The sequence below is a fragment of the Stenotrophomonas sp. AG209 genome, assembly GCF_003550055.1.
Lineage (GTDB): Bacteria > Pseudomonadota > Gammaproteobacteria > Xanthomonadales > Xanthomonadaceae > Stenotrophomonas.
This window is the reverse complement of record NZ_QXDB01000001.1, coordinates 430049-454084: the sequence shown is the minus strand read 5'-3', so window position 1 is coordinate 454084 and position 24036 is coordinate 430049. Positions and strand designations below refer to the sequence as shown.

The window sequence follows — 24036 nt, the reverse complement described above, 5'->3', positions numbered from 1 at the left end:
TCAACGGGTGAACCTGCCTGGCCTGCTGCTGCGATGGATGTTGCTTGTTGCCCTGGTGCTGAACGCACCGGCGCTGGCGCTTGCCTCATCGCCGTACACCATGGCCGCCGATGCGGATCACTGCGCCGCACCGCAATCCGCTGCCATGCCCGGATGCTGCGACGAGGCGGCATCAACGGTCTGCCAGAGTGGTGAGTGCGAATGCCCCCCGGCCTGTCTCGGCATGCTGGCCTCTCTGAGCGGAATGCCGGCGTCGCCCTGGCGTGAGGCGCCTTTGCCAGCCAGCGCCCAGCAACGCGCATCGCCGCCAATGCCGGACCCGTTGCGGCCGCCCATCGGTTGATTCCCTGCAGGCCTCAAGCGCCTGCCGTAGTTGCTCGTCTTACTTACGACCTTGTCTGCGCCTTCGATGCGCGGGCAGCGGGCCGCATTGCCCGCATCTGCAAAGGAATCAACACCATGAACCGTTCTCTCTCCCTCGGCCTGCTGCTGGGCACCGTGCTGGCCACCACCGCCTGCGCGCGTGCTGCTGAAGAATCGCCTGCTGCGCCGGTCGCCAGCGAAGCCCCGGCGGCACCGATCAAGGCCAGCCCGTCGCAGGCGGACCCGGCGCTGCCGATCGCCATCGTGCACAAGACCGCCAGCTGTGGCTGCTGCGGCATCTGGGTCGACCACCTGAAGGCCGAAGGCTTCCAGGTGGATGTGCGCGATACCGATGACATGAACCCGGTCAAGGTTCGTCTGGGCGTGCCGGTCGGCAAGGCGTCCTGCCATACCGCCGAGATCGGCGGCTATGTGGTCGAAGGCCATATCCCGGCCGAAGACATCAAGCGCCTGCTGGCCGAAAGCCCGGCCGCGCGCGGGCTGGTGCTGCCCGGCATGCCGGCCGGCTCGCCGGGCATGGAAATGCCGGATGGCTACGTGCAGCCGTATACCGTTGAGCTGGTGCGCACCGATGGCAGCACCGAGCCGTTCGCCCAGCACGGCCAGGGCGGCTGACAGGCCGTGGGTGCCGGTCGTCCTGACCGGCACCCTTCGGTGCGCCCCATGTAGAGCCGAGCCTACGCTCGGCTTGCTCTCTGTAGCGTCGAGCATGGCTCGACGCTACAGAATCAGCGGGCCCCGGCGATTTCCTTGGCCAGCTGTGCGTCGAACTTCTGTTCGGCCGCATCCGCGTAGGCCTTGCAGGTCAGTGCCTTGGCACCGGCCTTGGCACCCGCGGCGTAGTCCCAATTGCTGGCGCCCGGGTGCGGGGTCAGCAACAGGTCGCAGGGAAGGCCGCGCACCGTGGTGAAGCTGCGTCGGTAGTCCTCGACCAGGCGTGGATAGCGGGCGTTCTCCTGCAGCTTGTAACCCGGTGCACTCAGGCTGTCGGCATAGGCGATGCGCACCGGCTTGCCATCGCGGGTATCGGCCCAGGTCCAGGCGGTGCTGCCGGGGGTGTGCCCCGGCATGAAGTGCGCGGTGAACGCGATGCCGCCCACTGTCACCACCTCGCCATCCATGATGATGCGGTCGGTGCTGGCCGGTGGAAAGGTGATGCCGTCGCCAAAGTGCAGGTCGTTGCTGCCGCCGCGCGCCAGCAGCACCGCTGATTCGGCGTTGGCCGCCACCTTCGCACCGGTACGGCGCTTCAGTTCCGCCACCGGGCCTGCATGGTCGGCATGCGCGTGGCTGAGCAGGATCAGCCGCAGATCCTGAGGCGTCACGCCGCGCGCCTTCATGTTGTCCAGCAGGTGGCTGGCCATCTGCGGCATGCCGCCGTCGAGCAGCACCGCGCCGTCGGCGGTCTGCACCAGTAGCGCGGTCAGGTCCTGCGTGCCGATCTGCCACGTGTGGTCGGCGATCTGCAGCGGCGCCATCGGCTGCAGCCACGAGGCGTCCACGGTGTAGGCCCGTAGCTGCGGCAGGGGTGCTTCGGCAGCGCTGGCGTGGGTGATCGGAAGTACTGCGGCGAGCATGAGGGCGAGCATGTGCGGGCGCATGTGAAAGGGGTATCGGGAAGGTGGGTCGAGGCTAGCACGGTGCTTTCCGATGCCGTTTCGATCATTCCTCATGCCTGCCATGAGCCCGGGTTGCGGGTGCCGGAATACTGGCGCGACAACTGCCGTGAAAGGGCGATGCAGTTCGCAACGTGTTCGCATTGCACGGGGTAGCCTGCAGCGACCACAAGGAAGGAGCAGGCGCATGTGCATTGTGTGCAATCCAGGGGCCGCAGCATTCCTGCAGGCACGTCGCGAGTTTCTGGGCGGGATGGTCGGGTTGGGGGCGGCGGTGCTGGCCGGGGCGGCCGTACCGCTGGCGGCGTTCTCCGCTACGCCTGCGCCGAACCTGGCAGGGCCGGCGGATCGGATTTTCCATGGCGGTCCGATCCATACGCTCGGGCCCAAGGGCAAGGTGCAGGCGGTCGCGGTTCGCCAGGGGCGGATCCTGGCCACGGGCAGCCACGAGGAAGTCATGCTGCATCGGGGGCGCCAGACCGATGTGGTCGACCTGCGCGGCAGGGCGCTGCTGCCAGGCTTCATCGACCCGCATATGCACTCGGCGATGGCGATGCTGTCCGACTGGGTGGACGTGACACCGTTCAGTACCGGCACGCTGGCCGAGGCGCTGTCGAAGATCGGTGCTGCAGCGAGTGCGAGCAAGCCCGGCGAATGGGTGGTCGCGCAGGGTATCGACCCCTCGCTGATGCCCGGCAAGGCCATCACGATGCAGGCGCTGGACGATGTGGCGGCCCATAATCCGGTGTTCGTGCTGGAGTCCAATGGGCACATCGCCTACAGCAATACGAAAGGATTCGCTGCAGCCGGTGTCACCGATGCAACGCCCGATCCCGACCAGGGGCGCTACGATCGAGCGGACGGGAAGCTCACGGGGCGCATGCAGGAATCTCCTGCGATGAAACCGTTCATGGCGGCAATGCCGATGCCCAGCCCGGAACGCTATGCCGAGCTGATCCAGCAGTTGTTCGCGGACGCGACCAAGGCGGGCTGCACCAGCCTGCATGACGCAGGTATTGGCACCGGCGGCACGACGGACCTGGACGTGCTCAATGGAGTGATGGCGAAGAATCCTCCCATCCGCTACTCGGGATTCCTCACCTCCGATCTGATGGACGACTGGATCAAGCGCGGCCTCAGGCCCGGCGATGGCAATGATCGATTCCGCCTGACCGGTATCAAGTTCTGGTCCGATGGCTCCAACCAGGCGCAGACGGGCTATCAGCGCGAGAATTATCTGGGTTCGGACAAGCGAGGCGCATTGAACTACACCGAAGCCGAGTTGATAGCCGGGGTGCAGCGCGCGCACGACCTCGGTTGGCAGGTGGGAATCCATGCGAATGGTGATGCGGCAATCGACACCACGCTGAACGTCTATCAGGCGGTGCTTGCAAAGACCCCGCGCGCCGATCATCGCCATCGCATCGAGCACTGCAGCGTGCTGCATCCTGAGCAGATCGTCCGCCTGGGCTATCTGAAGGTTTCGCCTTCGTTCCTGATCGGGCACGTGTACTACTGGGGGAAAGCCTTCCGGGACAACATCCTCGGCCCGCAGCGCGCTGATCTCTACGATCCCTGCCGGTCGGCGCTGGCGGGCGGTCTGCGCATTTCGCTGCACTCCGATTTCAACGTCACCACCATCGAACCGTTGCGCTACATCGACAACGCGGTGAACCGGCGCATGCGTGATGGCGGCGAAGTGTTGAACCCGGAAGAGTGCATCAGTGTCGAGCAGGCGCTGCGCGCAGTGACCATCGATGCGGCATGGCAGTGCCGGGTGGACGACATCGTCGGCAGCCTGGAGCACGGCAAATACGCTGACATGGTCATCCTCGACCGCGATCCGCTCACGATCGATCCGGCGAGGATCATCGACCTGAAGGTGATGGAAACCTGGCTGCAGGGTGAGCGGCGCTACGCCGCCTGATCCGGGGCGTGTGGCCTGGGCCCGGGGCAACATCGCCCCGGGCCCCGTGCAGGTTCAGTACCGGTACTGCCACCCCAGCGTCAGCACCCGGCCGCGCCCGGAGAAGTAGCTCGGGTTCGACGGCGTGGTCTGCGAGTAGTAGCTGATGTACTGCTTGTTGGCGAGGTTCTGCACGCCCAGCGTGAAGGCGTGTTTGTCCAGCGCATAGCGCGCGACCAGGTCTACGGTGGTGTAGCCCTTGAACTCGGCCACGCGTGCCCCCTGCAGGTCGAAGTCGCGGTCGAAGGCATGGCTGGCCTGCAGGCGGGTGCTCAGCTGCGGCGTCCAGTTCTGTTCCCAGAACGCGGTCAGTCGGTTCGGTGCGATGTTGACGCCGGCCAGGTCGCTGTCCAGCTGGCCATCGACGTTGGCGTCGTAGCGGCCGTTGGCGCGCGCATAGCCCAGGCCAAGGCGGCTCCCCCCCAGCCGCAGGCGCAGGTTGCTCTCGAAACCCTCCACGCGGGTGGCCTGGCGCTGCACGTTGTAGGCATCGATGCCTGCGTCGTAGACCAGCACCGAGCCGAGCTTCGATTCAGAGGTGTAGTACGCGATATCGCCGCTGAAGCGTCCATCGTCGTACTCCAGGCCGATCTCGCGGTTGTCCGACACCACCGGTGACAGGTCCACCAGGCTTTCCACGCGCTGGCCGTCCCGGTTGATCGCGCGCAGCACACGGCCGACATCGGCCACGGTGTAACCCTCCGAGTACGAAGCATAGGCATTGAGGCGATCGTTGATGTACCAGACCGCGCCGAAGTTGGGCAGGGTCTCGCTCATGGTCGGCTTGCCGCCGGCCACCTTGCGCGCGCCATAGCGGGGCAGGGTGGTGTAGTCGCCTACTTCCAGTTCGCCCTTTTCGTAGCGCAGGCCGCCGGACAGCATCAGGTGGTCGGTCGGCCACCAGTGCAGCTGCAGCAGCGGCGACAGGCTCTGGTAGGTGGTCAATGGCACCCAGTTCATGCCGCTGGCCAGCAGGACCTGGTGGGTGCGGTCACGCAGGCCGTCCAGGCCCAGGGTCACGTCCAGCGTGGTGCCGGCGATGCGGCTCCAGCTCTGGGTGAGCTTGAAGCCACGCTTGTCCGATTCGTTCTGGGTCTGGTCCCAGGCGGCATTGGCGCCGGTGTTGCCCCACGGGTCCCACTGGCTGGCGCCGTAACGGCCTTCGAAGTCCACCGCGAAGGCCTGGGCCTGGAAGCGGCCACCCAACAGATCGGCGGCGCTGTAGTCCATGGTCAGCGAGCGCGAGCGGTTCATCGGCGGGTCCAGAGGGGTATCGCCGGGCACCGAAAGTGTCGGGCGACCGGTGCGGTAGTCACCGTTCACCGCCAGGTAGTTGTCCAGCCCGCGTAGCTCGTAGCGATTGGCCATAAGCTGCAGGCGGTGGCCCTCGGCAATGTTCCAGCCGAGCTTGGCGAACACGTTCGACGAGGTCGAATCCATCAGTTCGCCCTGCGAGTTGGTGCCGATCGAGCGCCCCTCGCCGTCATGGAACAGTCCCTGGCGCTCGTAGGCCAGGCCAGCCACCAGGTCGAACTGCTCGCCACGCATGCCCACCAGTGACGACGCGCGTTGGCCGTTGTCGTCATGGCGGCGAGGCAGGGCGGCACTGTAGCTGAGGTTGCTGTCGAACAGGAACGCTCCCGGTTCGCTGGGCGCACTGCGGGTGATGATGTTGACGATGCCGCCGGTACCGCCGATGCCCTGCAGGGCGTTGGCACCGTGGATGACTTCGATGCGTTCGATCATCGCCGCATCGATGGTGTGCGAGTCACGCGAGCCATCGCGCAGCGGCGTGGACTGCGGCACGCCGTCGACCATGTACAGGATGCCGCGGCCGCGCATGGTTTCGCCGTAGTTGGACATCTTCTCGCGGGCAGGCGCAAACGCCGGGATCTGTGACGAGAGTACGCGCGAGACATCCGAGCCCAGCGCCAGCTGCTGGGCGATGTCCTCGCGGGTCAGCACGGTGATGGTGTTGGGCATGGCGGTCTCGCCCTGCGGCATGCGTGCGGTGGACGCCGATACCGTGACGCGGGCCAGTGAGGTGGCTGCGGCCTGCGGCGCGGGGCGCGCAGGCGGGGTGGCCTTGGCCGGCGCCGGTGCAGTGGCCGCCACGCTCAGCACGAAGACGCCCGGCGAGAGTTCCTGCAGTGCCAGGCCCTGGCCGGCCAGCAGGCGCTGCAGCGCCTCGTGTGGGGTGTAGCGGCCGTCCAGTGCCGGTGCATTGCGCCCGCCTACGCTTTCCGCGGCGAACAGCAGCTGGATGCCACTCTGCCGGGCCAGCGCGTTGAGCGAGGCCTGCAGGGAGCCTGCGGGCAGGTGGAATTCCACGGCGGCCGGTGTCGATGTCTGAGCGGCGGCGGGCAGTGCCGCACACAGGCAGGCGGCAAGCAGGGTGGGGGCCAACCGGCGCAGTGCGGCAGGCGGAACGGGGCGGGTCATGTGGAGGTCCTTCGGAGGGGTTCAGACACCTGCCGGATGGGAGGGCGCGCAACCCACCCTTGCAACGGCGATCAATCGCGGGCGCGCAGGTGCAGGCTGCCGTCGGCGGCGGTCCGCAGCTGCACCGGCAGGATGTCCGGCAGCAGTGCCACGGCGGTCTCGGCGCGATCGGCATCGAACACGCCCGAGACCAGCAGCGGGCCCAGCGCCGGGTCATCCAGCACGATCGGGCGGTCGTGGTAGCGCTGCAGGATGCGCAGCACCTCCGACAGCGGCAGCCGATCGAACTGCAGCCGCCCGTGGGTCCAGTCGGCCCGGTCCGGGCTGACCGCTTCGGGGGGCGACAGCGATCCTGCCTGGGCCAGCAGGCGCTGGCCCGGCTTCAGCCGTTGCTCGGCCTCGCTGCCGTCGACGCGCACGCCCACCTCGCCGCGCCATAGGGTCACCTCGCTCAGATCACCCTGGCGGTCCACGTCGAACACGGTGCCGTAGTTGCGCACATGCACCGGACCGGCATCGACCTGGAAGCGGCGCCAGGCCGAGTGCTGCACCTCGAAGCGCGCCTGGCCGCGCACCAGCAGCACCTGCCGCGAGCGCAGGTGGCGGCGCACCTGCAGGCGGGTGCCTGCATCGAGCAGCACCTGGCTGCCGTCGGGCAGGGTGACGTTGCGGCGTTCGCCGACGGCGGTCTGGTAATCGCGTATCTGCCAGGCCGGGTCGGCCGCCAGCAGGGTGCCGGCGGCCACCAGCAGCAACGCCAGCGCGGCCTTGGTGGGGCCAGCACTACGCCGGCGCTGCAGTGCTTCAGGGCCCGGCATCGGGAAGCGCTGCTTCAAGGCGTCGCGGTGCTGCTCCAGTACCTGCTCGGTGGAGGTGGATGGCGGTGGCGGTTCGGAAGGGGCGGGCGTGCGGCTCATTGCAGCCCCGCGTGAAGGCGGCAGTTGGCCATTGCCAGGCGCAGGTGGCGTTCCACCGCCTTCAGGCCGATGCCCATGCGCTGGGCGACCTCCGCCTGTGGCAGCTCGTGGATCTTGTGCAGGATGAAAACCTGCTGGCGCCGGCAGGGCATCCGCTCGATGGTGATGCTCAAGTGCTCAAGCGCGTGCATGCCCTGCGCCTGCTGCTCGGGCCCGGGGCGCGGGCAGGCGCCCTCGGGCAGTTCGGCGCGCGGCTCGACCCAGTGCCGGCGCAGGTCTTCGGCGCGGCAGCGGTCCACCGCCGCGTCGTGGGCGATCCGGCGCAGCAGCGCGATCGGTTGCCGTGCGTCGTGCACGGGCGGTCGCTCCAGCAGGCGTACGCAGACATCGTGGACCACTTCGCGGGCCAGCCCGGGCGAGCGGAAGCGGCGACGCAGGTAATCCACCAGTTCCTCGTAGTGGCGCACCAGCGAAGACACCAGCGGCAGCGCAGGCGGGTGGGGTGAAGGCAGCTGGGACATCCGGACCGGCAGCAAGGACGAAGGGCGGGCGCAGGGCGGGCATCCCCGCGCGATGACGCAATACTAATGGGAACCGTTCGCGTTTGCTATGCGGAGCCGGCGACGCCGATTGTTCGTGGCGGCTGGAAAGTGAAACCACGATCATCGGCTGGAGCGCAGAATCGGCCCGGGCTAGCCTGCCTGGGGATTCAAGGAGATCGACGGATGCATGTGATTCTGGTGATCACCGCAGGCGTGCTGCTGCTGGGGGTGTTCCTGCTGTTCGGCCATCTCTGGAGCGTGGGCACCTCGCAGCTGCCCACGGCGCTGATCGCATTCATCGCCACCTGGCTGCTGGTGGCCGTGGCCAACATGTGGGTGGGGGTCAGCAAGGCCGGTTATGCAGTGCGCGAGGAGCTGCCGATCCTGCTGCTGGTATTCGCCGTGCCGGCGCTGCTGGCCGGCTTCCTGTACTGGCGCCTGGCGCGCTGAAGGAGTTCCATGAGTACCCGACTACGCCTGCCCGCGCTGCGCCACCGCGATGGCCATCATGCCCGCGTGACCTACGAAGAACTGTTCTTCGACCTGGTCTACGTGTTCGCGGTCACCCAGCTCAGCCATCACCTGCTGCACCACCTGGACCTGGCCGGCGTGCTGCAGACGCTGGTGCTGTGGTTCGCGGTCTGGCTCGGCTGGCAGTACGCCTGCTGGGTCAGCAACTGGTTCGACCCTCAGGCGCCGCGCATCCGTGGCCTGTTGTTCGCGACCATGCTGCTGGCGCTGTTGATGTCCTCGTCCATTCCCGAGGCATTCGCCGATCGCGCATGGATGTTCGCCGGCGCCTACGCCACGATGCAGGTAGGGCGAACCGCGTTCGTGCTGCTGGAGGTCGGCCGCAACCATCCGTTGGCGCCGAATTTCCGCCGCATGCTGGCCTGGGTCAGCGTCGCGGCCTGCTTCTGGCTGGCCGGCGCCGCAGCCGAAGGCAACCTGCGGCTGGCACTGTGGGCGGTGGCGGTGGCCTGCGAGTACATCTCGCCGATGTTCGGATTTGCGTTCCCGGGCATGGGGCGTTCGCACACCCGCGACTGGACCATCGAGGGCGGTCACCTGGCCGAACGTTGCCAGCTGTTCGTGATCGTCGCGCTGGGCGAGACGTTGCTGGCCACCGGGGGCGTGCTCAGCGAAGTCGAGCACTGGAGCCTGCAGGTGGTATCCGCGGTCCTTGCCACCTTCGCTGGCACGATTGCCATGTGGTGGCTGTACTTCGGCATCTCCAGCCGTGATGCCACCGAGGCCATCACCCACGCCGAAGACCCCGGACGGATGGGCGCCAACTTCCATTACGTGCATGCACTGCTGATCGCCGGCATCATCGCCACGGCAGTGGGCAACGATCTGGTCATGGACCACCCGGCGGCGGCCGTCACCACGGTATACGCCACCGTGATGGTGGCGGGACCGCTGATCTATCTGCTGGGCAGCGCCCTGTACAAGCGCGTGGTCTATGGGCACGCGCCGCGCTCGCATCTGCTGGGCGCCGCCGCGCTGCTGGTGCTGGGCCTGGCGTTGCCATGGATACACCTGCTGGCCGCCGGATGGCTGACCAGCCTGGTGCTGCTGGGCGTTGGACTGCTGGACACGCGGCTGAAGCGGCGCACCCGGCAGGTGCAGGGCTAGAACCCGCCGCCGGTCTTGAAGCCACCACCACCGCTGATGCCGCCGCCGCTGTGGAAGCTGCTGCCGCTGGAACTGGAGCTTGAACTCGAGCTGGAACTGGAACTTGAAGGAGAGCTTGAACTGCTGGATCCACCCGCAAGCAGGTCGAACAGGCTGCCAGAGGAGCGGGTGGTGCTTCGGCTGCTGGTGGTGCTGAAGAAGGACGCGGCGACGGTGGCCGGGGCGGCGGCCCGGTAGCTCGGTGCCTCGTACGCCTGGCGCTCGATATCCGCAGCGGCCTGGTAGCTCCTGCGCGCAGCCTGCAGGCTGTCCAGGCGCTTCTTCAGCACGGCCATTTCGCGGGTGTGCTCGCCCACCATGCCATCGATCTCGCCCAGGCGAAGGCGACTGCGATGGATACGTTCGAGCACGGCATCGTCCTCGCCGGAGGCGGTGGCGGCGACGCGCCGGTACAGGTCGTCCATGCTCTTGGCCGACAGCGTGCGCGCCAGCGCGGTGAGCAGGGCGCCGCCTTCGGCATCGGTCCAGCTGCGGAAACCATCGATCTGTGCCTGCTTGGCATCCACGGTCTGCCGATGCAGCTGCTCGGCCAACAGTGCCTGCGCCACTGCGCTCTGTGCCGTCTGCAGCTGCTGGCGCAGCGGGTCGCCACCGGCATGGGCGAGCGCGGCGTCGCGGGCCTGCTGCACCGGCTGGCGGGCTGCCTCGACGTCGGCACGGGCCCGTCCGGCATGTTCCTGCAGATAGGGCGGAAGCTCGACCAGCGTGGCGTACTCGCGACGGGCACGGTCGAAGCCGCACAGCTCGGCCAGCCAGCCATCGACGGTGCGCACCAGCGGCCAGCCGCGGTAGGCCGTGCTGCCGTAGTCGCGCTGGTGCAGGTACATGAAGATCGGGTCGGCCTGGTAGGCGCCGGCCTTGGCGTCATGCTCCGACTGCGCAGAGGTGGCCATGCGCTCGACCGTGTCGGCGCGCGCCACGGCCAGCTGCAGGTCGTCCTGCAGCACCCTGTAGGTGGGTTCCGCTTCCAGTGTGGTGTCCACCTGGTCCTGCAGGGCCTGCCACCGTCCGCCAGCGGCGTCGCGCGCGGTAACGGCCTCCTGCGACCGCTGCTGCAGCGACTGCTCGATGTCCAGCAGCGCCTGCAGCTCGTCGGCCAGCACCGCCGCTTTGCGATCACGGCGCTGCAGATCGGCGTTGGACTGCTGCAGCAGGTCCCTGGCCACCACCGGCGGCGAATCAGTGGCCGCCTCGGCCTGCAGGCGGGCCAGTGCATTGAAGTCCTCGCGGACCCGGCCGTGCAGCGCTTCCTGTTCCTTGATCAGTTCCCGGCACTGGTCGCCACGCGTGGCCAGTTGTGCCTGCACCTGGCCGATATCGGTTTCGACATCGGCAATCGCGTCGTTCAGATCTCTCATGTCAGTTCCTTACCCTTCACCATTCGGTGATGTAGCCGCCGGTGGTGGGCATGCGGAAACGCGGCGACAGGCTGCCGCGCGGCTTGATGCCGATCTGGTCGTCCTCGATGATGCCGTTGTCCTGCTTGTCCGCGGCAACCCGGTTGTAGGTTGCCTCCGGCACGCGCATGGCGAACAGCGAGGCCCATTCGTCCTTGCCGGTTTCCTCATTGCGGATCAGCAGTTCGGTGGCCTTGCCGGCCTCGTCCAGTGCTTCGGTCACCAGGTAGTAATTGCGGCCACCGTTGGCCTTTTCGTTGTAGCGCCAGACGCCGGTGCGCTCATCGTCGCGGTTGACGATGCGGTAGACCAGGGTCTGCGACAGCAACGCCACCAGCTGGGCGACCTCGTCCATCGCCGGCCCGGCCTCGGCCAGTGTCTCGACGCGGATCAGCTGGGCGGCCTGGTCCAGCGCACGTTCCAGCCGTTTGCGGTCCTCGCCAGCAACGCCCGTGGCCAGGCCGTCGGCCTTGAGCTGGGCCAGCCGTTCGTTGAGCGCGGCCAGTTTGTCGGCACTGCCGATCAGGTCCTTCAGGGTGGTCACCGCCTGGCCGGCCGCGGCCATGTCTCCGGCGCGAAGTGCGACGTCGCCGCCGGTGTAGGCGCGTGCCCGTACCTTCTCGGCGTCCGGTGTGAGGCGTGCTGCATTTGCGGCCGCATTGGTGGTGTCCAGCAGTTCGCTGGCATCGATGGCCTGGCCGAGGGTGGTCACCCGCTCGGTCAGCGTGGGCAGGGTTTCCCTGGCCTGCGCCAGCAGTTGCGCGGCGGCCAGCCGGTGCTGTTCCACCTGGGCGGCTGCCTGTTCGCCGGTGGCGCTGCCGCCGCTGCTGATACGCGTGAGCTTGTCCTTGCGGATCAGGGTGGGCAGGTCCGCCATGGCGGCGGGTACGCCGGCAAAGCGCCGCTGTGCTTCGGCCAGCGCGGCCTGTGCGCCTTCGGTCAGTGGCTGCAGGCGCTCGCCGCTGGCCGTGGCACGTGGCAGCAGCCCCTGCAGGGCCTGTTCCTGCCCGGCCAGAAGGGCGCGCGCTGCGGCAGCCTCCTGTTGCTGCGCGGCCACCTTGTCGTTCAGCACCTGCACGTTCTTCTGCACGTTGCTCTCATGCACGAACGCACCGAAGCTGCGCGCCATCACCAGCAGCATGCCGAGCACCAGCAGCAGGAAGGCCGCCAGCAGCGTCCACTTCAACAGCCGGGCCCGATCGATCCAGCGCCGCGCCAGCCAGGCCTTCCAGCCACGCGGCGCGGCATAGAGGTAGCGCTGCTCACGCTGGGCCTGGATGCCGGCCTCGAGGATCTCGTCGGAGACCTCGATGCCCTGCGAGCGGTACAGCTCAAGCAGGCGCTGCTTCAGCGTCGCCCTGTCATGGCCGCTGTCGGCCAGCGCCTTCATTTCGGCATTGCGGTAGCGCAGCTGGTCGACCACATCCATGGTCAGCAGCGCATCCTGCAGCTCGGCAGGGGCCATCGTCGCACTCACCTCAGCGCGACTCCGGGCTCGGCGGTGCCTGCAGCAGCGCGGCGAAGCGCTGCTTGCCCTGTTCGACATACTCGGCGATCTCGGCCGAATCACGGGTGGCCTGGCCGCGCAGCTGCTCGATCTCCTGCAGCGATGTTTCCTGGAAGCGCACCACCGCATCGACCAGCTTGCGCACCGAATCGACGCCGATGGTGGCGCCGTAGCCTGCCTTCAGGCCCTCGTGCAGTACCTCATCACCGATGTTGGCCACCGCTTCCAGGCCCTTGGAGGTGCCCTCGGTCATCGCATTGAGCGCCTGCGTGGACTCGTGCAGGCCCATCTGCGTGGTGAAGGCCAGGTTCAAGGCGGTGAAGCTGGTTTCATTGGTGGAGAAGAACACCACCGAGCGCTCGTTGACGCGGCGCTTGACCTCGTGCGACTGGTGCACGCGCAGCATGATCGCCTCGGAAGTGGCGTAGTTCACCTGCAGGTTCTCGGCCAGGTCCTTGGCCAGCTGGTAGCGCGATTCCTCGGCCTGGTTGTTGCGCAGGGCTTCATCGCGGGCCATCACCAGGCGGCCGGTGTCGGCGGCATCGGCCGCCGGGTCGGCCGATTCCACGCGCTGCTGCGCCTGCTTCAGCGCCTCGCGCGCATCGGCCAGCACCTGCTCCTGCAGCTTCAACAGCTCATGCGCCTGGATTTCGGCATCCTTGATCGACAGGCGGAAGTCGCCGTACATCTCCAGCACGCGCGATTCGCGCTGCAGCTGCTCGGCCGAATCGCGGCTGACCTCCAGGAACGTACGGCGGATCTTCTCGAACCGGCTCGGGATGTCACCGCGGGTGACCTTCATCCACAGGTTCTGCAGGCGTTCGCCCATGTCGATCTTGCCGTCGCGCACCTGTTCGACCATGGTGCTGGCGTCGTCACGGATGCTGTCGAAGGCGCGGATGATCTCGGTATAACGGTCGGACACCTTGGCCGAGCTGATTTCATCACGCATCACGGCATTGAAATGGCCGGACTGCTGCAGCACGCGGGCAATGGCCACCACGCGGCCCTGGTCGAGGGTGGACAGCTGCGAGACCAGCGCGATGGCCGGTGCGTTGTTGTCCTGGGGGGCGGCCAGGCCCAGGCTGCGCAGCGTGGCCATGGCGCGGTCGAGGTACTTGATCGGCGCGGTAGCGGCCGGCGTGGCAAGGAGAGTGTTCTCGGGCATTTCGACGGCTCCGGTCAGGACAAGCAATGAGAAACCTGCCGCGCCGAACGGGCAGGTTGCTGCGAAATGAAGGGGAAGGGGAGCGGCAGCCGAGTGCTGCACGGCAGGGCGGCCCGGTCGAGGGCGGCTGGCCCGGCAAGGGCGAGGATGATGTCCTGTTCACGCATGGTGCATTCCCTGCAGATCGCCCCCCTGGCGATTCCGTGCCCATTGTAGCGGCGGTGACGGGCAGGTGAAGCCCCACCGATGGCAGGGTGGAGTAGCGTTGGCGCACATGCCGGTGCAGGCAAGCGAGGCCTTCGTGCAGAACCTACCTCAGTGGTTGATCTGGGCTGGACTGTCTGCCGTGTTCGCGGCGCTGACCGCGCTGTTCGCCAAGGTGGGCGTCAAGGGTGTCGACTCGGACCTGGCCATGGCCATCCGCACCCTGGTGGTGGCGGCGGTGATCCTGCCGCTGGTGGTGGTCACCGGCAAATGGTCCAATCCGTTGCTGCTGCCCGGGCGCACCCAGCTGTTCCTGGTGCTTTCCGCGCTGGCCACTGGCGCGTCGTGGCTGTTCTACTTCCGCGCATTGCAGAGCGGCGAGCTGGCCAAGGTGGCGGTGGTGGACAAGTTCAGCGTGGTGCTGGTGATCGTGCTCGCCTATCTGTTGCTGGGCGAACGGCCGAGCCTGCGGGAGTGGAGCGGCATCGGCCTGGTGCTGGCCGGGGTGATCGTGCTGGCAACGAAGAAGTAGCAGCGTTCAACCGATCAGACGGGAGAGCAGGATGCAGGGCGAAGCACACGGTACGTTTGAAGTGGATCTGCGGCCGATCGGTGGCAACGACGGCCCGATCGCGGTGATGTCTATCAACAAGACCTTCGCCGGCGACCTGCGGGGCAGCAGCGTCGGCCAGATGCTGGCCTTCCGCACGCCGGTGCAGGGCTCGGCCGGCTACGTGGCGATTGAGCGCGTGACGGCCACGCTGGCCGGGCGCGAGGGTGCATTCACCCTGCAGCACAACGGCGTGATGACCCGCGGTGTTCCGGAGCTGAGCGTGATCGTGGTGCCCGATTCCGGCAGCGAAGGGCTGCTCGGCCTGACCGGCACTTTGGAGATCACCATCAGCGACGGTCGCCACGACTACCGGCTGCAGTACACGCTGCCTGACCCGGAGTAGGACTGGCCGGCGTTGCACTCAACTGCTGCCGGCCTGTAAGCGGTCATACATCCGCACCAAGTCGACCAGGGTGCGCGCGCCCATCTTGCGCATCACCTGCGCGCGGCGCACCTTCACGGTGATCTCGCTGACGCCCAGGTCCCCGGCGATCTGCTTGTTGAGACGGCCGCGCACCACGCCATCGACCACCTCGCGCTCGCCCGCGTTGAGCGTGTTCCAGCGTTGCTGCAGGGCATCGAGTGCCTCGCCGTCGCGACGGCGCTGGCGGTCGATCTCGATGCCCTTGTGGATCGCATCCAGCAGTTCCTGGTCACGGAAGGGCTTGGTCAGGAATTCGATGGCACCGTCCTTGATCGCGTTGACGCCCATCGCGATGTCGCCGTGGCCGGTGATGAACACCACTGGCAGCTGCAGGCCGTGGCTGCCCATCGTGCGATGGAATTCGAGGCCACTCTGGCCGGGCATGCGCACGTCCAGCACCAGGCAGGCCGGTGCGTCTTCCAGTTCGTGTTCGAGGAACGCCTGGGTGGAGGCGAAGGCCCGTACCTGCAGGCCCATCGAGGCCAGCAGGTCTTCCAACGCGGCGCGCACCGACGGATCGTCGTCGATCACGTAGACGATGGGGGCCGGGTCGGCAATAGGTGCAGCGGGCTTACGCATGGGGAGAATCCGTGGCGATGGGCAGGTCGAACACGAAGCAGGCACCGCCGCCTGCCGGTCGTTCGGCGCGGATCTGGCCGTCGTTGGCCTCGATCATCGAACGGCTCAGGCTGAGCCCAAGGCCCAGTCCGTGTGACTTGGTGGTCCAGAACGCATCGAACACCCGCTCGGGATGGTCGGCGGGCAGGCCGACGCCGCGGTCACGCACACTGAGACTGACCCGCTGGCCGTCACGCCGGGTCAGCAGCGACAGGCGCCGGTCGGCGGCGGGCACAGCTTCCATCGCGTCCACCGCGTTGAGGATCAGGTTGCCGATCACCTGCTGCACCTGCACGCGATCGGCCTGCACCGGCGGCAGGTCGGCGTCCAGCAGCAGCGCCACGGCCACGCCGTGCTGGTCCAGCTCGCTGCGCGACAATGCCAGCATTTCTTCCACCGCCTGGTTCAGATCGAAGGCGCGTCGTTCCGGTGCCGCGCCCTGGGTCAGGCCGCGGATACGAGCGATCACGTCGCCGGCGCGATGCGCATCGGCCAGGATGCGGGCCACGGTCTGCCGTGCCTTGTCCACGTTTGGTGGGTCCTGCGCCAGCCAGCGCTGGCAGGCTTCGGCGCTGCTGGCGATGGCCGCCAGCGGCTGGTTCACTTCATGCGCAATGGAGGTGGTCAGCTCGCCCACGGTGGAAGCGCGCGCCACCCGCAGCAGGCGGCCCTGCGCTTCCTGCACGGCGGCCTTGGCCGCTTCCATGTTCAGGGCAAGGTAGGTGGTGATGCCGATCACCAGCATGCCGATGACCGAGTTGACCAGGCCGATGCGGTAGGTGCCGAAGCGGGTCAGGAAGAAACTCAGCCCGGTCAGCGCGATGCAGGCGATGGCCAGCGTGATCAGCCCGCGCGCGCTCAGTATGCGCGATGCGGCGAGGATGACCGCTGCGTAGAAGCAGGCGGCGGCGACCGCGTAGTCGGTGACGGTGTCGATCAGGAAGATCGCCGCCATCACGACGATCAGGGCCAGCAGCACCAGGGGGCGACGGGGCGACAGCGATGGCATCGGAACGGCTCCCTGGCGTGGGGGGAAAGGATAGCAAAGCCGCCTTTGGTGGATGCCGGCACGCATCAACGCGATGCCCGGTAGTGCCGGCCGCTGGCCGGCAGCTGCAGGACTTCCCCGGAGATCATGAGGTTGCCAGCCAGCGGCCGGCACTACCGAGCCGCTATTCCTCAAGGCTGGCGTTCCAGAACCCCTGCAACACCCCGGGCGTGGTCGCCAGCGTTGCCAGCACCGCGTCAAGCTCACCGGCATCGACGGTGGTGGCATACAACACCGCTTCAATCTCCACGTCGCGCTCGCCGAACGGGCGCTGGTCCACCGCGCGTACCGGGTAGTGCGCCTGTTCCAGCAGCAGCAACAGCTGGTCCAGTACCTCGGCCTGCTGCTCGCGCTGGCAGACCACGTTGATCGCGTAGGTCGCCTCGCTGAACGCCTCCGGCAGCGGCTGCCGCTGGATGCGGTTCACCACCGGCCGCAGCAGGGTGTTGGCGGCCAGCACGAATACCGCCGCCATCACCGCCTCCGGCAGCAGCTTGATGCCCGCGCAGGCACCGACCGCCGCCGAGCCCCACAAGGTGGCGGCGGTGTTCAGGCCGGACACCTGCGCACCGTCCTTCATGATCGCGCCAGCGCCGAGGAAGCCGACGCCGGAGATCACATAGGCCACCACATGCAGCGGCGAGGGCGGGCCGCCATACAGGTCATGGAAGCGCACGGCCAGGTCGACGAACACCGCCGCACCCACTGCTACCAGCGTATTGGTACGCAGGCCGGCGGTGCGTTGGCGCAGCTGCCGTTCCAGGCCGATGGCCGTGCCCAGCACGAATGCCACCGACAGGCTGATCAGCGAGCTCAGGGTTGCGCCGGCGTTGAACGCCGGCAGGTTTGGATTGATGTCCATTGTGTTTCTCCCTGGACAAGGCGGGCGCTTATTGCCAGCCGTAGCGACGGATGTAGAACTTCTTCAGTGCGGTGGTCAGCACCGCGTAGCCGAACAGGATCGCCACCAGGAACGGCCAGTAGCCGGTCGGCAGGGCCTGCAGCTTGAAGTAGCCAGCCAGCGGGCTCATCGGCAGGGCCACGCCGATGGCCATGATCAGGCCGGTCATCACCAGCAGCGGCGGTGCGGCGATGCTCTGCAGGAACGGCACCTTCGGCGTACGGATCATGTGCACGATCAGGGTCTGGGTCAGCAGGCCCACCACGAACCAGCCGGACTGGAACAGACCCTGGTCGGCCGGCGTGCGTGCATCGAACACGTACCACATCAGGGCGAAGCAGGTCAGGTCGAAGATCGAGCTGATCGGCCCGAAGAACACCATGAAGCGGCCGATGTCCGCCGGGTTCCACTTCAGCGGCTTGCGCACCAGTTCCTCGTCCACGTTGTCGAACGGAATGGCGATCTGCGAGATGTCATACAGCAGGTTCTGCACCAGCAGCTGCAGCGGCAGCATCGGCAGAAACGGCAGGAAGGCCGAGGCCACCAGCACCGAGAACACGTTGCCGAAGTTGGAGCTGGCGGTCATGCGGATGTACTTCAGCATGTTGTTGAACGTGCGCCGGCCCTGGATGACGCCTTCCTCCAGCACCATCAGGTTCTTTTCCAGCAGGATGATGTCGGCGGCCTCCTTGGCGATGTCCACCGCGCTGTCCACGCTGATGCCGATGTCGGCCGCGCGCAGCGCCGGTGCATCGTTGATGCCGTCGCCGAGGAAGCCGACCACCTTGCCCTGTGCGCGCAGCTCGCGCACCAGCCGCTCCTTGTGCAGCGGCGTCAGCCGGGCGAACACGCGGTGGTGGTGCAGCGCCCGCGACAGCGCGCCGTCATCCATGCGCTCGATCTGCGGGCCGGTCAGGATGGTGTCCGCGTCCAGCCCCACCTGCGCGCAGATGCGGGCGGTCACCAGCTCGTTGTCGCCGGTGAAGACCTTCACTTCCACGCCATGCGCGGCCAGCGCCTGCAGCGCCTGCGCAGCCGACTCCTTCGGCGGGTCCAGGAAGGCCACGTAGCCGACCAGGGTCAACCCGCATTCGTCGGCCTGCGAGTAGGCGGTCTGGCTGGCCGCCGTCTCCTTCATCGCCACCGCCACCACGCGCAGGCCCTGTTCGTTCAGTTCCTCGGTGGTCTGCCGCACCCGCGCCAGGCGGCGCTCGTCCAGCGGCATGTCCTGGCCGTTCTCACGCACGGTGCTGCACACCGCCAGCATCTCTTCCACGGCGCCCTTGCAGATCAGCTCATGGTGATCCTCGCGCTCGGACACCACCACCGACATGCGGCGGCGCTCGAAGTCGAACGGGATCTCATCCACCTTGTGGTAGTCCTGCGACAGCCGCAGCGAACTCTGCAGCTCGACATGCTCCAGCACTGCGCGGTCAAGCAGATTGATCAGGCCGGTCTGGAAGTGGCTGTTGAGGTAGGCGAACGTCAGCACATCCTCGGAATCGTGGCCGAACACATCGGTATGCCGCTCCAGCGCGATCTTGTCCTGGGTGAGGGTGCCGGTCTTGTCGGTGCACAGCACTTCCATGGCGCCGAAGTTCTGGATCGCATCCAGGCGCTTGACGATCACCTTGCGCCGCGACAGCAGCACCGCGCCCTTGGCCAGGGTGGAGGTGACGATCATCGGCAGCATTTCCGGGGTCAGGCCTACCGCCACGGACAGTGCAAACAGGAACGCCTCGGTCCAGTCGCCCTTGGTCCAGCCGTTGATCAGCAGCACGAACGGCACCATCACCAGCGCGAAGCGGATCAGCAGCCAGCTGACGCTGTTGACGCCGGCCTGGAACGCGGTGGGCGCGCGGTCGGTGGCAGTGCTGCGCTGGGCCAGGGTGCCGAAGTAGGTGCGGTTGCCGGTGGCCAGCACCACGGCGGTCGCGGTGCCGGACACCACGTTGGTGCCCATGAACAGCAGGTTGTGCTGCTCCAGCAGGCCGGCCAGGCCATCGCCGGGGTGCGCGAACTTCTCCACCGGCAGCGACTCGCCGGTCATCGCCGCCTGCGCCACGAACAGATCCTTGGCGGTCAGCACGCGGCAATCGGCCGGAATCATGTCGCCGGCCGACAGCACGATGTGGTCACCGGGCACCAGCTCGCGGATCGGCAGGTCCAGCAGGCGGGCCGGGCGACGGCTGTGCAGGTGCGCACCGAAGTACTGGTCGGCCACATCGGCGGCTTCGGTACCCGGATTGCGGCGCAGCACGCGTGCGGTATTGCCGACCAGTGCCTTCAGCCGCTCGGCGGCACGGTTGGAGCGGCCTTCCTGCACGAAGCGGATCAGCGTGGACAGCAGCACCATCGCGCCGATCACGATCGTGGCCTTGATGTCCTCGGTCAGCCAGGACACCGCCGCCAGTACGGTCAGCAGCAGGTTGAACGGGTTGCGGTAGCACTGCCACAGGTGCCGCCACCACGGCAGCGGCTTTTCGTGATCGACCTCGTTGGGGCCGAGCGTGGCCAGCCGCTCCTCGGCCTCATGCGGGCTGAGGCCATCGGCATGCGATTCCAGCGTGGCCAGCAGCTGGGCTTCATCCTGCTGGGCAAGGGTGACCAGGCCGGTGGTGAGCGCGAACGGCGCGGCCTCGGCGCTGCCCGGGCCGAAGCCGGCTTCGGGCATCGCGCGGCGGCGGAACAGGTTGCCTGCGCGACGGCTGCGCAGGAAGGCGTTGAACCAGGCGTTGAGCAGGCTCATGGGACTCTCCTCGAATGTCAGAGCCGGCCGGGGCCGGAACACGAACGGAACGGATGGAACAGGTCAGGCGTGGCGCATCGCCAGCACCGCGGGCGACCACGGCTGCATGTGCAGGCGCTGGCTGCCACCGATACACAGCGGCTTCATCGCATCGCGCAGCGGGTAGGGCAGGTGGCGCAGCACGTTGATGCGCTCGCTGATCGGCAGCAGCGACAGCGCGTCGGCCACCACGCGTGGCGAGCCGAGCGACAGCGAACGGGCGAACATGACCGGGCCGTGCTGCAGCAGCTGGCTGCGCAGGGCGGCAACATCGCGCTCACCGATCAGGCGGCGCAGGGTGATGTAGAGGATCTTGTAGGACATGGGGGCGATCTCCAGGCAGGCGGCACCTGGCGATCCCCCGTCACTCAGGCAGGCAGGGACCGGCGGGCAGGCGCCAGGAACAGGCAACAAGCGGGCATCCGGGGCGCGGTGCGCCCGGCAGGGTCGGGGTCCATCTGCGTCTCCATGAGGGGAGGGGCCGGCCAGGGTTGCCCTGGCCAGTGGCGCTATTGTCCGCCCCTGAATGGGGCAGTCCTAGAGGCTCGTGGGTTAGCCCGGCTATACCTTGGTATAGCCGGGCACGCGTCACGCCGATCAGGGGCGCATCACGGGATCAATGCGCGGTGCTGGTCTGCTTGCACACGTCGTACTCGCCGCGGGTCAGCTTCTGGTCGCGGTCGGTATCGCAGGCGTGCAGGCGCTCGGCCCAGTCGGGTGCCACGGCATCCACTTCGGCCAGGGTGACGATGCCGTCCTTGTCCTTGTCGAGCGATTCATAGGCAGGGATGAGCTTCACTTCGGTTACGTCCTCGGCCGCGGTAGCCTTGCTGGCCTCCTGCGTTTTGGAACAACCGCCCAGCAGCAGGCCCGCGCAAAGGGCGAGGGCGACGGGGAGATAGCGAACACCGGTCATGGCAGGCTCCAGAAGTAGGGAGGTAGGCCAGGGTTGTCCGTGGCCACGGCCGGATCATCGGCGCCTGCTTGTAAGCGAGCTGCGAAGAATCCGCCTGCCTGGCCGGTGGCGGTGGGCGGCCATTCACCGGGCTGCCGTGATCGACGGCGCAGAGGCGGCTGGGTAGAGTCGACTATCGCGCGCAGCGCGGGGTTTTCGGCTTCCCGCCGAGAGCAGTCGACTGACAGTCGACTCTACCTACAAGCCCCGGGATGCCGGCCAGCGGCCGGCACTACCCCTTGTCTTCAGAAACGGTCGGCGAACGCATCCGTGGCGCGTACCAGCGCATCCACCGTCGCCGGCTCGTTCGCGCTGTGGCCCGAGGTCACCATCTCCAGCTTTGCCTCCGGCCAGGCCTTGGCCAGGTCCCAGGCGCTGCGCGGCGGGCAGATGATGTCGTAGCGGCCCTGCACGATCACGCCGGGCAGGTGGCGGATGCGGTCGATGTCGCGCAGCAGCTGGTCCGGTTCCAGGAAGATGCCGTTGCGGAAGTAGTGCGCTTCGATGCGGGCCTTGGCCAGCGTATCCAGCGGGTCATCGGTGGACACCGCATCCACGTCGTGCTGCAGGGTGGCGGCGTTGTCTTCCCAGCCCAGCCAGGCCTGCGCGGCTTCGATGCGGGTCGCTTCATCCGGGCCATCCATGCGCTTCCAGTAGGCCGCAATCATGTCGCCACGTTCGGCTTCCGGGATATAGGCCTCATAGCGGTCCCAGCGCTCCGGGAAGATCCAGCGCGCACCACCATCGGCCTCGGCAAACCAGCGGTTCTCCATTTCGCGGCCAAGGAACACGCCACGCACGATCAGGCCCGTGGCGCGCTCGGGATGCGCCTGCGCGTAGGCCAGCGACAGGGTTGAACCCCAGGAGCCGCCATAGACCAGCCAGCGTTCGATGCCCAGGTGCTCGCGCACCTTCTCGATGTCGGCCACCAGGTCCTGCGTGGTGTTGTCGCGCAGTTCGCCGAACGGCGTGGAGCGGCCGCTGCCGCGCTGGTCGATCAGCACGATGCGGTAGCGCGCCGGGTCGAAGAAGCGGCGGTGGGTGGGCAAGATGCCGGCGCCGGGGCCACCATGCAGGTACACCACCGGGATGCCCTCGGGCGTGCCGCACTCTTCGATATGCAGGGTGTGCAGATCGCTCACCGGCAGGGTGAACTCGCGGTAGGGTTCGATGGCGGGGTACAGGGTGCGCATGGCGGGCGTCTCACAAGCAGGGGCGGCCAGCATAGCGCCGCCGCCTGCGGCTTGCAGCGGCCGGCTCCTGCGCGGCGCTGGAAATGGGCTGGCCGATGCGCATAAGCTTCCGCGATGCAAGCGACCACGACCGGGACGTCCACCTTCAACCTCACCCTCGGCAGCGGCGCACGCGAGCTGCTGAAGTGGATCGCACTGCTGACCATGACCGGTGATCACGTGGCCAAGGTGGTCTTCGGTGGCTACGTGCCGGTGGTCAGCGAACTTGGGCGCATTGCCTTCCCGCTGTTCGCGCTGGTGATGGCTTGCAACTTGGCCCAGCCCGGGGCCGACCCGCGTAAATCGATACGCCGGCTCGCGCTATGGGGGCTGATCGCGCAGCCATTGCACGCACTCGCGTTCGGTTCCTGGCTGCCGCTCAACATCCTGTTGACCTTCGCTCTGGCCGCGGTGGCCGTGCATGCGTTGGCGAACAATCGGCCGGTGCAGCTGTTGCTGGCCGCAGGTCTGCTGCCGATGCTGGTGGACTATCAGTGGGCCGGTGTGGGCAGCGTACTGCTGGCCTGGATCGCGTTCCGGCATCGGGCCTGGTGGTTGTTGCTGGCCGCGCTTGCAGCGGTGTGCTGGGCCAACCACAACGGCTGGGCGTTGCTGGCCATTCCGATAGTGCTGCTGGCGGCGCGGATGACGTGGCAACTGCCGCGCTGGCGCTGGGTGTTCTACGGGTACTACGTGGGGCATCTGGCGGTGCTGGCGTTGATTGCCCATCTGCTTGCGTAATGTCGGAACTGGCATCTCGCATGTCTCGAATGCCGGATGCAGTCAAGGAATGCGCGGTGCCAATGCGGGTGGGGAATGCCGCAGATGGTATGGCGCAAGTTGTTGAATCTTCGGATCGATTGACGATATGCGACAATGCCATCGCTGCGTAAACGTCGCTGTCTTTGCACGTGGGTTGTTGGCGCCTGCCATCCCGTTGTGCACATGATGGGGTGCCACCGAATAAGGGTGGCCGGGGCCTGGAAACCCCGTTGAGTAAGTGCTGTTTACGCTTGCCAGCCGGCGTCGCCTTGCGCGGCGTCGGCTGGCATTCCGTTCGCGTTCCATGGCGGGCGGTGCGTGGAGGTGGGCGCAAGCCCACCGCCCGGGTATAGCACTGACTCACGGGATTTCCAGCCACGTACCGTCCGCCGCCTTGATTGTTAAGGGCGGTGGTCCCGCATGCCTTGCAAGGAGACCTGCCATGAACGCATCGGAGTTCCCTCATCAGCACGCCCCGGCCAATGCCGATGAAGGGCACGACATCGCGACTGATCCCAACAGCCTGATGGCCCTGCTGCATCGCATCGGGTTGGGCGCGGCCGCCGACGGCCAGCCCTGGCCCGAGCGCCATCAGCTGCCGGGCCGCTGCCTGGCGTTGGCCGACGCCGACGGTGCGCTGGCCGGGCTGCGTATCGTGCAGGAAATCCTGCTGGCGGCCGAACGCGCCCGCCAGAATGGCGGCCCGGATCAGTACGTGGGCGATCGGGTGATGGAGGGGTTGAAGCTGGCGGCATTGGCGTTGACCAATCAGGCGATTTATCGCCTGCACCCGGAATAGAACTACGCCACGCCCAGCGGCATTCGGGTTCTCTGTAGAGTCGAGCCATGCTCGA

23 protein-coding genes are annotated in these 24036 nt (G+C 67.4%); 9 read left to right on the top strand and 14 right to left on the bottom strand.

What is annotated here, in order from left to right:
* The first annotated feature begins 7 nt into the window (after nt 1-7).
* Together DFO63_RS02100 and DFO63_RS02095 are read left to right on the top strand one after the other, a co-directional pair.
* A complete protein-coding gene (locus DFO63_RS02100; RefSeq protein WP_080347520.1) occupies nt 8-343 on the top strand; it encodes a hypothetical protein in 336 nt (111 codons plus the stop codon).
* A gap of 116 nt (nt 344-459) precedes the next feature.
* Nucleotides 460-999, top strand: coding sequence for a DUF411 domain-containing protein (locus DFO63_RS02095; RefSeq protein ID WP_101765557.1), 540 nt, complete (start codon nt 460-462; stop codon nt 997-999).
* 113 nt (nt 1000-1112) lie between these two features.
* Here the strand turns inward: DFO63_RS02095 and blaL1 are convergent, their stop codons facing one another.
* Nucleotides 1113-1985 (bottom strand): L1 family subclass B3 metallo-beta-lactamase, encoded by an 873-nt coding sequence (gene blaL1, locus DFO63_RS02090; protein ID WP_101765556.1) that lies wholly within the window; start codon nt 1983-1985, stop codon nt 1113-1115.
* Nucleotides 1986-2187: 202 nt separating this feature from the next.
* Between blaL1 and DFO63_RS02085 the strand changes: the two genes are divergently transcribed.
* Nucleotides 2188-3927 carry an amidohydrolase gene (locus tag DFO63_RS02085; RefSeq protein WP_119006333.1) on the top strand — a complete coding sequence of 580 codons (1740 nt, stop codon included), beginning with the start codon at nt 2188-2190 and terminating at the stop codon, nt 3925-3927.
* Between the two features lie 54 nt (nt 3928-3981).
* Here the strand turns inward: DFO63_RS02085 and DFO63_RS02080 are convergent, their stop codons facing one another.
* The 3 genes from DFO63_RS02080 to DFO63_RS02070 all read right to left on the bottom strand — a co-directional run bounded on the left by DFO63_RS02080 (nt 3982) and on the right by DFO63_RS02070 (nt 7846).
* On the bottom strand, nt 3982-6408 hold the full coding sequence (locus tag DFO63_RS02080; protein WP_119006332.1) for a TonB-dependent receptor: 2427 nt from the start codon (nt 6406-6408) through the stop codon (nt 3982-3984).
* Nucleotides 6409-6479: 71 nt separating this feature from the next.
* The gene (locus DFO63_RS02075; protein WP_119006331.1) at nt 6480-7325 is read right to left on the bottom strand and encodes a FecR domain-containing protein; all 846 of its coding nucleotides are present in this window, start codon (nt 7323-7325) and stop codon (nt 6480-6482) included.
* Nucleotides 7322-7846: an RNA polymerase sigma factor gene (locus tag DFO63_RS02070; protein ID WP_119006330.1), complete on the bottom strand. Its 525-nt coding sequence runs from the start codon at nt 7844-7846 to the stop codon at nt 7322-7324. Before DFO63_RS02070 ends, DFO63_RS02075 begins: the two co-directional genes overlap by 4 nt.
* A gap of 204 nt (nt 7847-8050) precedes the next feature.
* Here DFO63_RS02070 and DFO63_RS02065 point away from each other — a divergent pair, with 204 nt between their 5' ends.
* Together DFO63_RS02065 and DFO63_RS02060 are read left to right on the top strand one after the other, a co-directional pair.
* On the top strand, nt 8051-8317 hold the full coding sequence (locus tag DFO63_RS02065; protein ID WP_014037340.1) for a hypothetical protein: 267 nt from the start codon (nt 8051-8053) through the stop codon (nt 8315-8317).
* A 9-nt stretch (nt 8318-8326) separates the two neighbouring features.
* Nucleotides 8327-9505, top strand: coding sequence for a low temperature requirement protein A (locus DFO63_RS02060; protein WP_119006329.1), 1179 nt, complete (start codon nt 8327-8329; stop codon nt 9503-9505).
* Here the strand turns inward: DFO63_RS02060 and DFO63_RS02055 are convergent.
* The 3 genes from DFO63_RS02055 to DFO63_RS02045 are packed head-to-tail and all read right to left on the bottom strand — an operon-like array spanning nt 9502 to nt 13637.
* The gene (locus DFO63_RS02055; protein WP_119006328.1) at nt 9502-10923 is read right to left on the bottom strand and encodes a hypothetical protein; all 1422 of its coding nucleotides are present in this window, start codon (nt 10921-10923) and stop codon (nt 9502-9504) included. The two genes, DFO63_RS02060 and DFO63_RS02055, sit on opposite strands and share 4 nt — an antisense overlap.
* Before the next feature lie 16 nt (nt 10924-10939).
* The gene (locus DFO63_RS02050) at nt 10940-12427 is read right to left on the bottom strand and encodes a DUF6384 family protein (protein ID WP_119006327.1); all 1488 of its coding nucleotides are present in this window, start codon (nt 12425-12427) and stop codon (nt 10940-10942) included.
* Nucleotides 12428-12440: 13 nt separating this feature from the next.
* Nucleotides 12441-13637, bottom strand: coding sequence for a cell surface protein (locus tag DFO63_RS02045; RefSeq protein WP_075678181.1), 1197 nt, complete (start codon nt 13635-13637; stop codon nt 12441-12443).
* Between the two features lie 274 nt (nt 13638-13911).
* On the opposite strand from DFO63_RS02045, the gene DFO63_RS02040 reads away from it, so the two are divergent.
* Together DFO63_RS02040 and DFO63_RS02035 are read left to right on the top strand one after the other, a co-directional pair.
* The gene (locus DFO63_RS02040) at nt 13912-14373 is read left to right on the top strand and encodes an EamA family transporter (RefSeq protein ID WP_182474382.1); all 462 of its coding nucleotides are present in this window, start codon (nt 13912-13914) and stop codon (nt 14371-14373) included.
* Nucleotides 14374-14404: 31 nt separating this feature from the next.
* Nucleotides 14405-14797 carry a DUF3224 domain-containing protein gene (locus DFO63_RS02035; RefSeq protein ID WP_101765549.1) on the top strand — a complete coding sequence of 131 codons (393 nt, stop codon included), beginning with the start codon at nt 14405-14407 and terminating at the stop codon, nt 14795-14797.
* An 18-nt stretch (nt 14798-14815) separates the two neighbouring features.
* Here DFO63_RS02035 and DFO63_RS02030 read toward each other — a convergent pair whose 3' ends face one another.
* The 7 genes from DFO63_RS02030 to pip form a co-directional block, all read right to left on the bottom strand.
* Nucleotides 14816-15457 carry a response regulator gene (locus DFO63_RS02030; RefSeq protein WP_101765548.1) on the bottom strand — a complete coding sequence of 214 codons (642 nt, stop codon included), beginning with the start codon at nt 15455-15457 and terminating at the stop codon, nt 14816-14818.
* Nucleotides 15450-16505, bottom strand: coding sequence for an ATP-binding protein (locus tag DFO63_RS02025; protein ID WP_119006326.1), 1056 nt, complete (start codon nt 16503-16505; stop codon nt 15450-15452). The genes DFO63_RS02030 and DFO63_RS02025 overlap by 8 nt, the downstream gene beginning before the upstream one ends.
* Before the next feature lie 163 nt (nt 16506-16668).
* Nucleotides 16669-17406 (bottom strand): MgtC/SapB family protein, encoded by a 738-nt coding sequence (locus tag DFO63_RS02020; RefSeq protein WP_014037331.1) that lies wholly within the window; start codon nt 17404-17406, stop codon nt 16669-16671.
* A 28-nt stretch (nt 17407-17434) separates the two neighbouring features.
* The gene (mgtA, locus tag DFO63_RS02015; RefSeq protein ID WP_119006325.1) at nt 17435-20194 is read right to left on the bottom strand and encodes a magnesium-translocating P-type ATPase; all 2760 of its coding nucleotides are present in this window, start codon (nt 20192-20194) and stop codon (nt 17435-17437) included.
* Between the two features lie 63 nt (nt 20195-20257).
* Nucleotides 20258-20557, bottom strand: coding sequence for a hypothetical protein (locus tag DFO63_RS02010; protein WP_006447714.1), 300 nt, complete (start codon nt 20555-20557; stop codon nt 20258-20260).
* Between the two features lie 292 nt (nt 20558-20849).
* On the bottom strand, nt 20850-21149 hold the full coding sequence (locus tag DFO63_RS02005) for a hypothetical protein (RefSeq protein ID WP_049445012.1): 300 nt from the start codon (nt 21147-21149) through the stop codon (nt 20850-20852).
* Nucleotides 21150-21433: 284 nt separating this feature from the next.
* A complete protein-coding gene (gene pip / locus DFO63_RS02000; RefSeq protein WP_119006324.1) occupies nt 21434-22381 on the bottom strand; it encodes a prolyl aminopeptidase in 948 nt (315 codons plus the stop codon).
* Between the two features lie 114 nt (nt 22382-22495).
* On the opposite strand from pip, the gene DFO63_RS01995 reads away from it, so the two are divergent.
* Together DFO63_RS01995 and DFO63_RS01990 are read left to right on the top strand one after the other, a co-directional pair.
* Nucleotides 22496-23161, top strand: coding sequence for a TraX family protein (locus tag DFO63_RS01995; protein ID WP_049445016.1), 666 nt, complete (start codon nt 22496-22498; stop codon nt 23159-23161).
* A gap of 463 nt (nt 23162-23624) precedes the next feature.
* The gene (locus DFO63_RS01990) at nt 23625-23981 is read left to right on the top strand and encodes a hypothetical protein (protein ID WP_049445018.1); all 357 of its coding nucleotides are present in this window, start codon (nt 23625-23627) and stop codon (nt 23979-23981) included.
* Nucleotides 23982-24036: the final 55 nt, after the last annotated feature.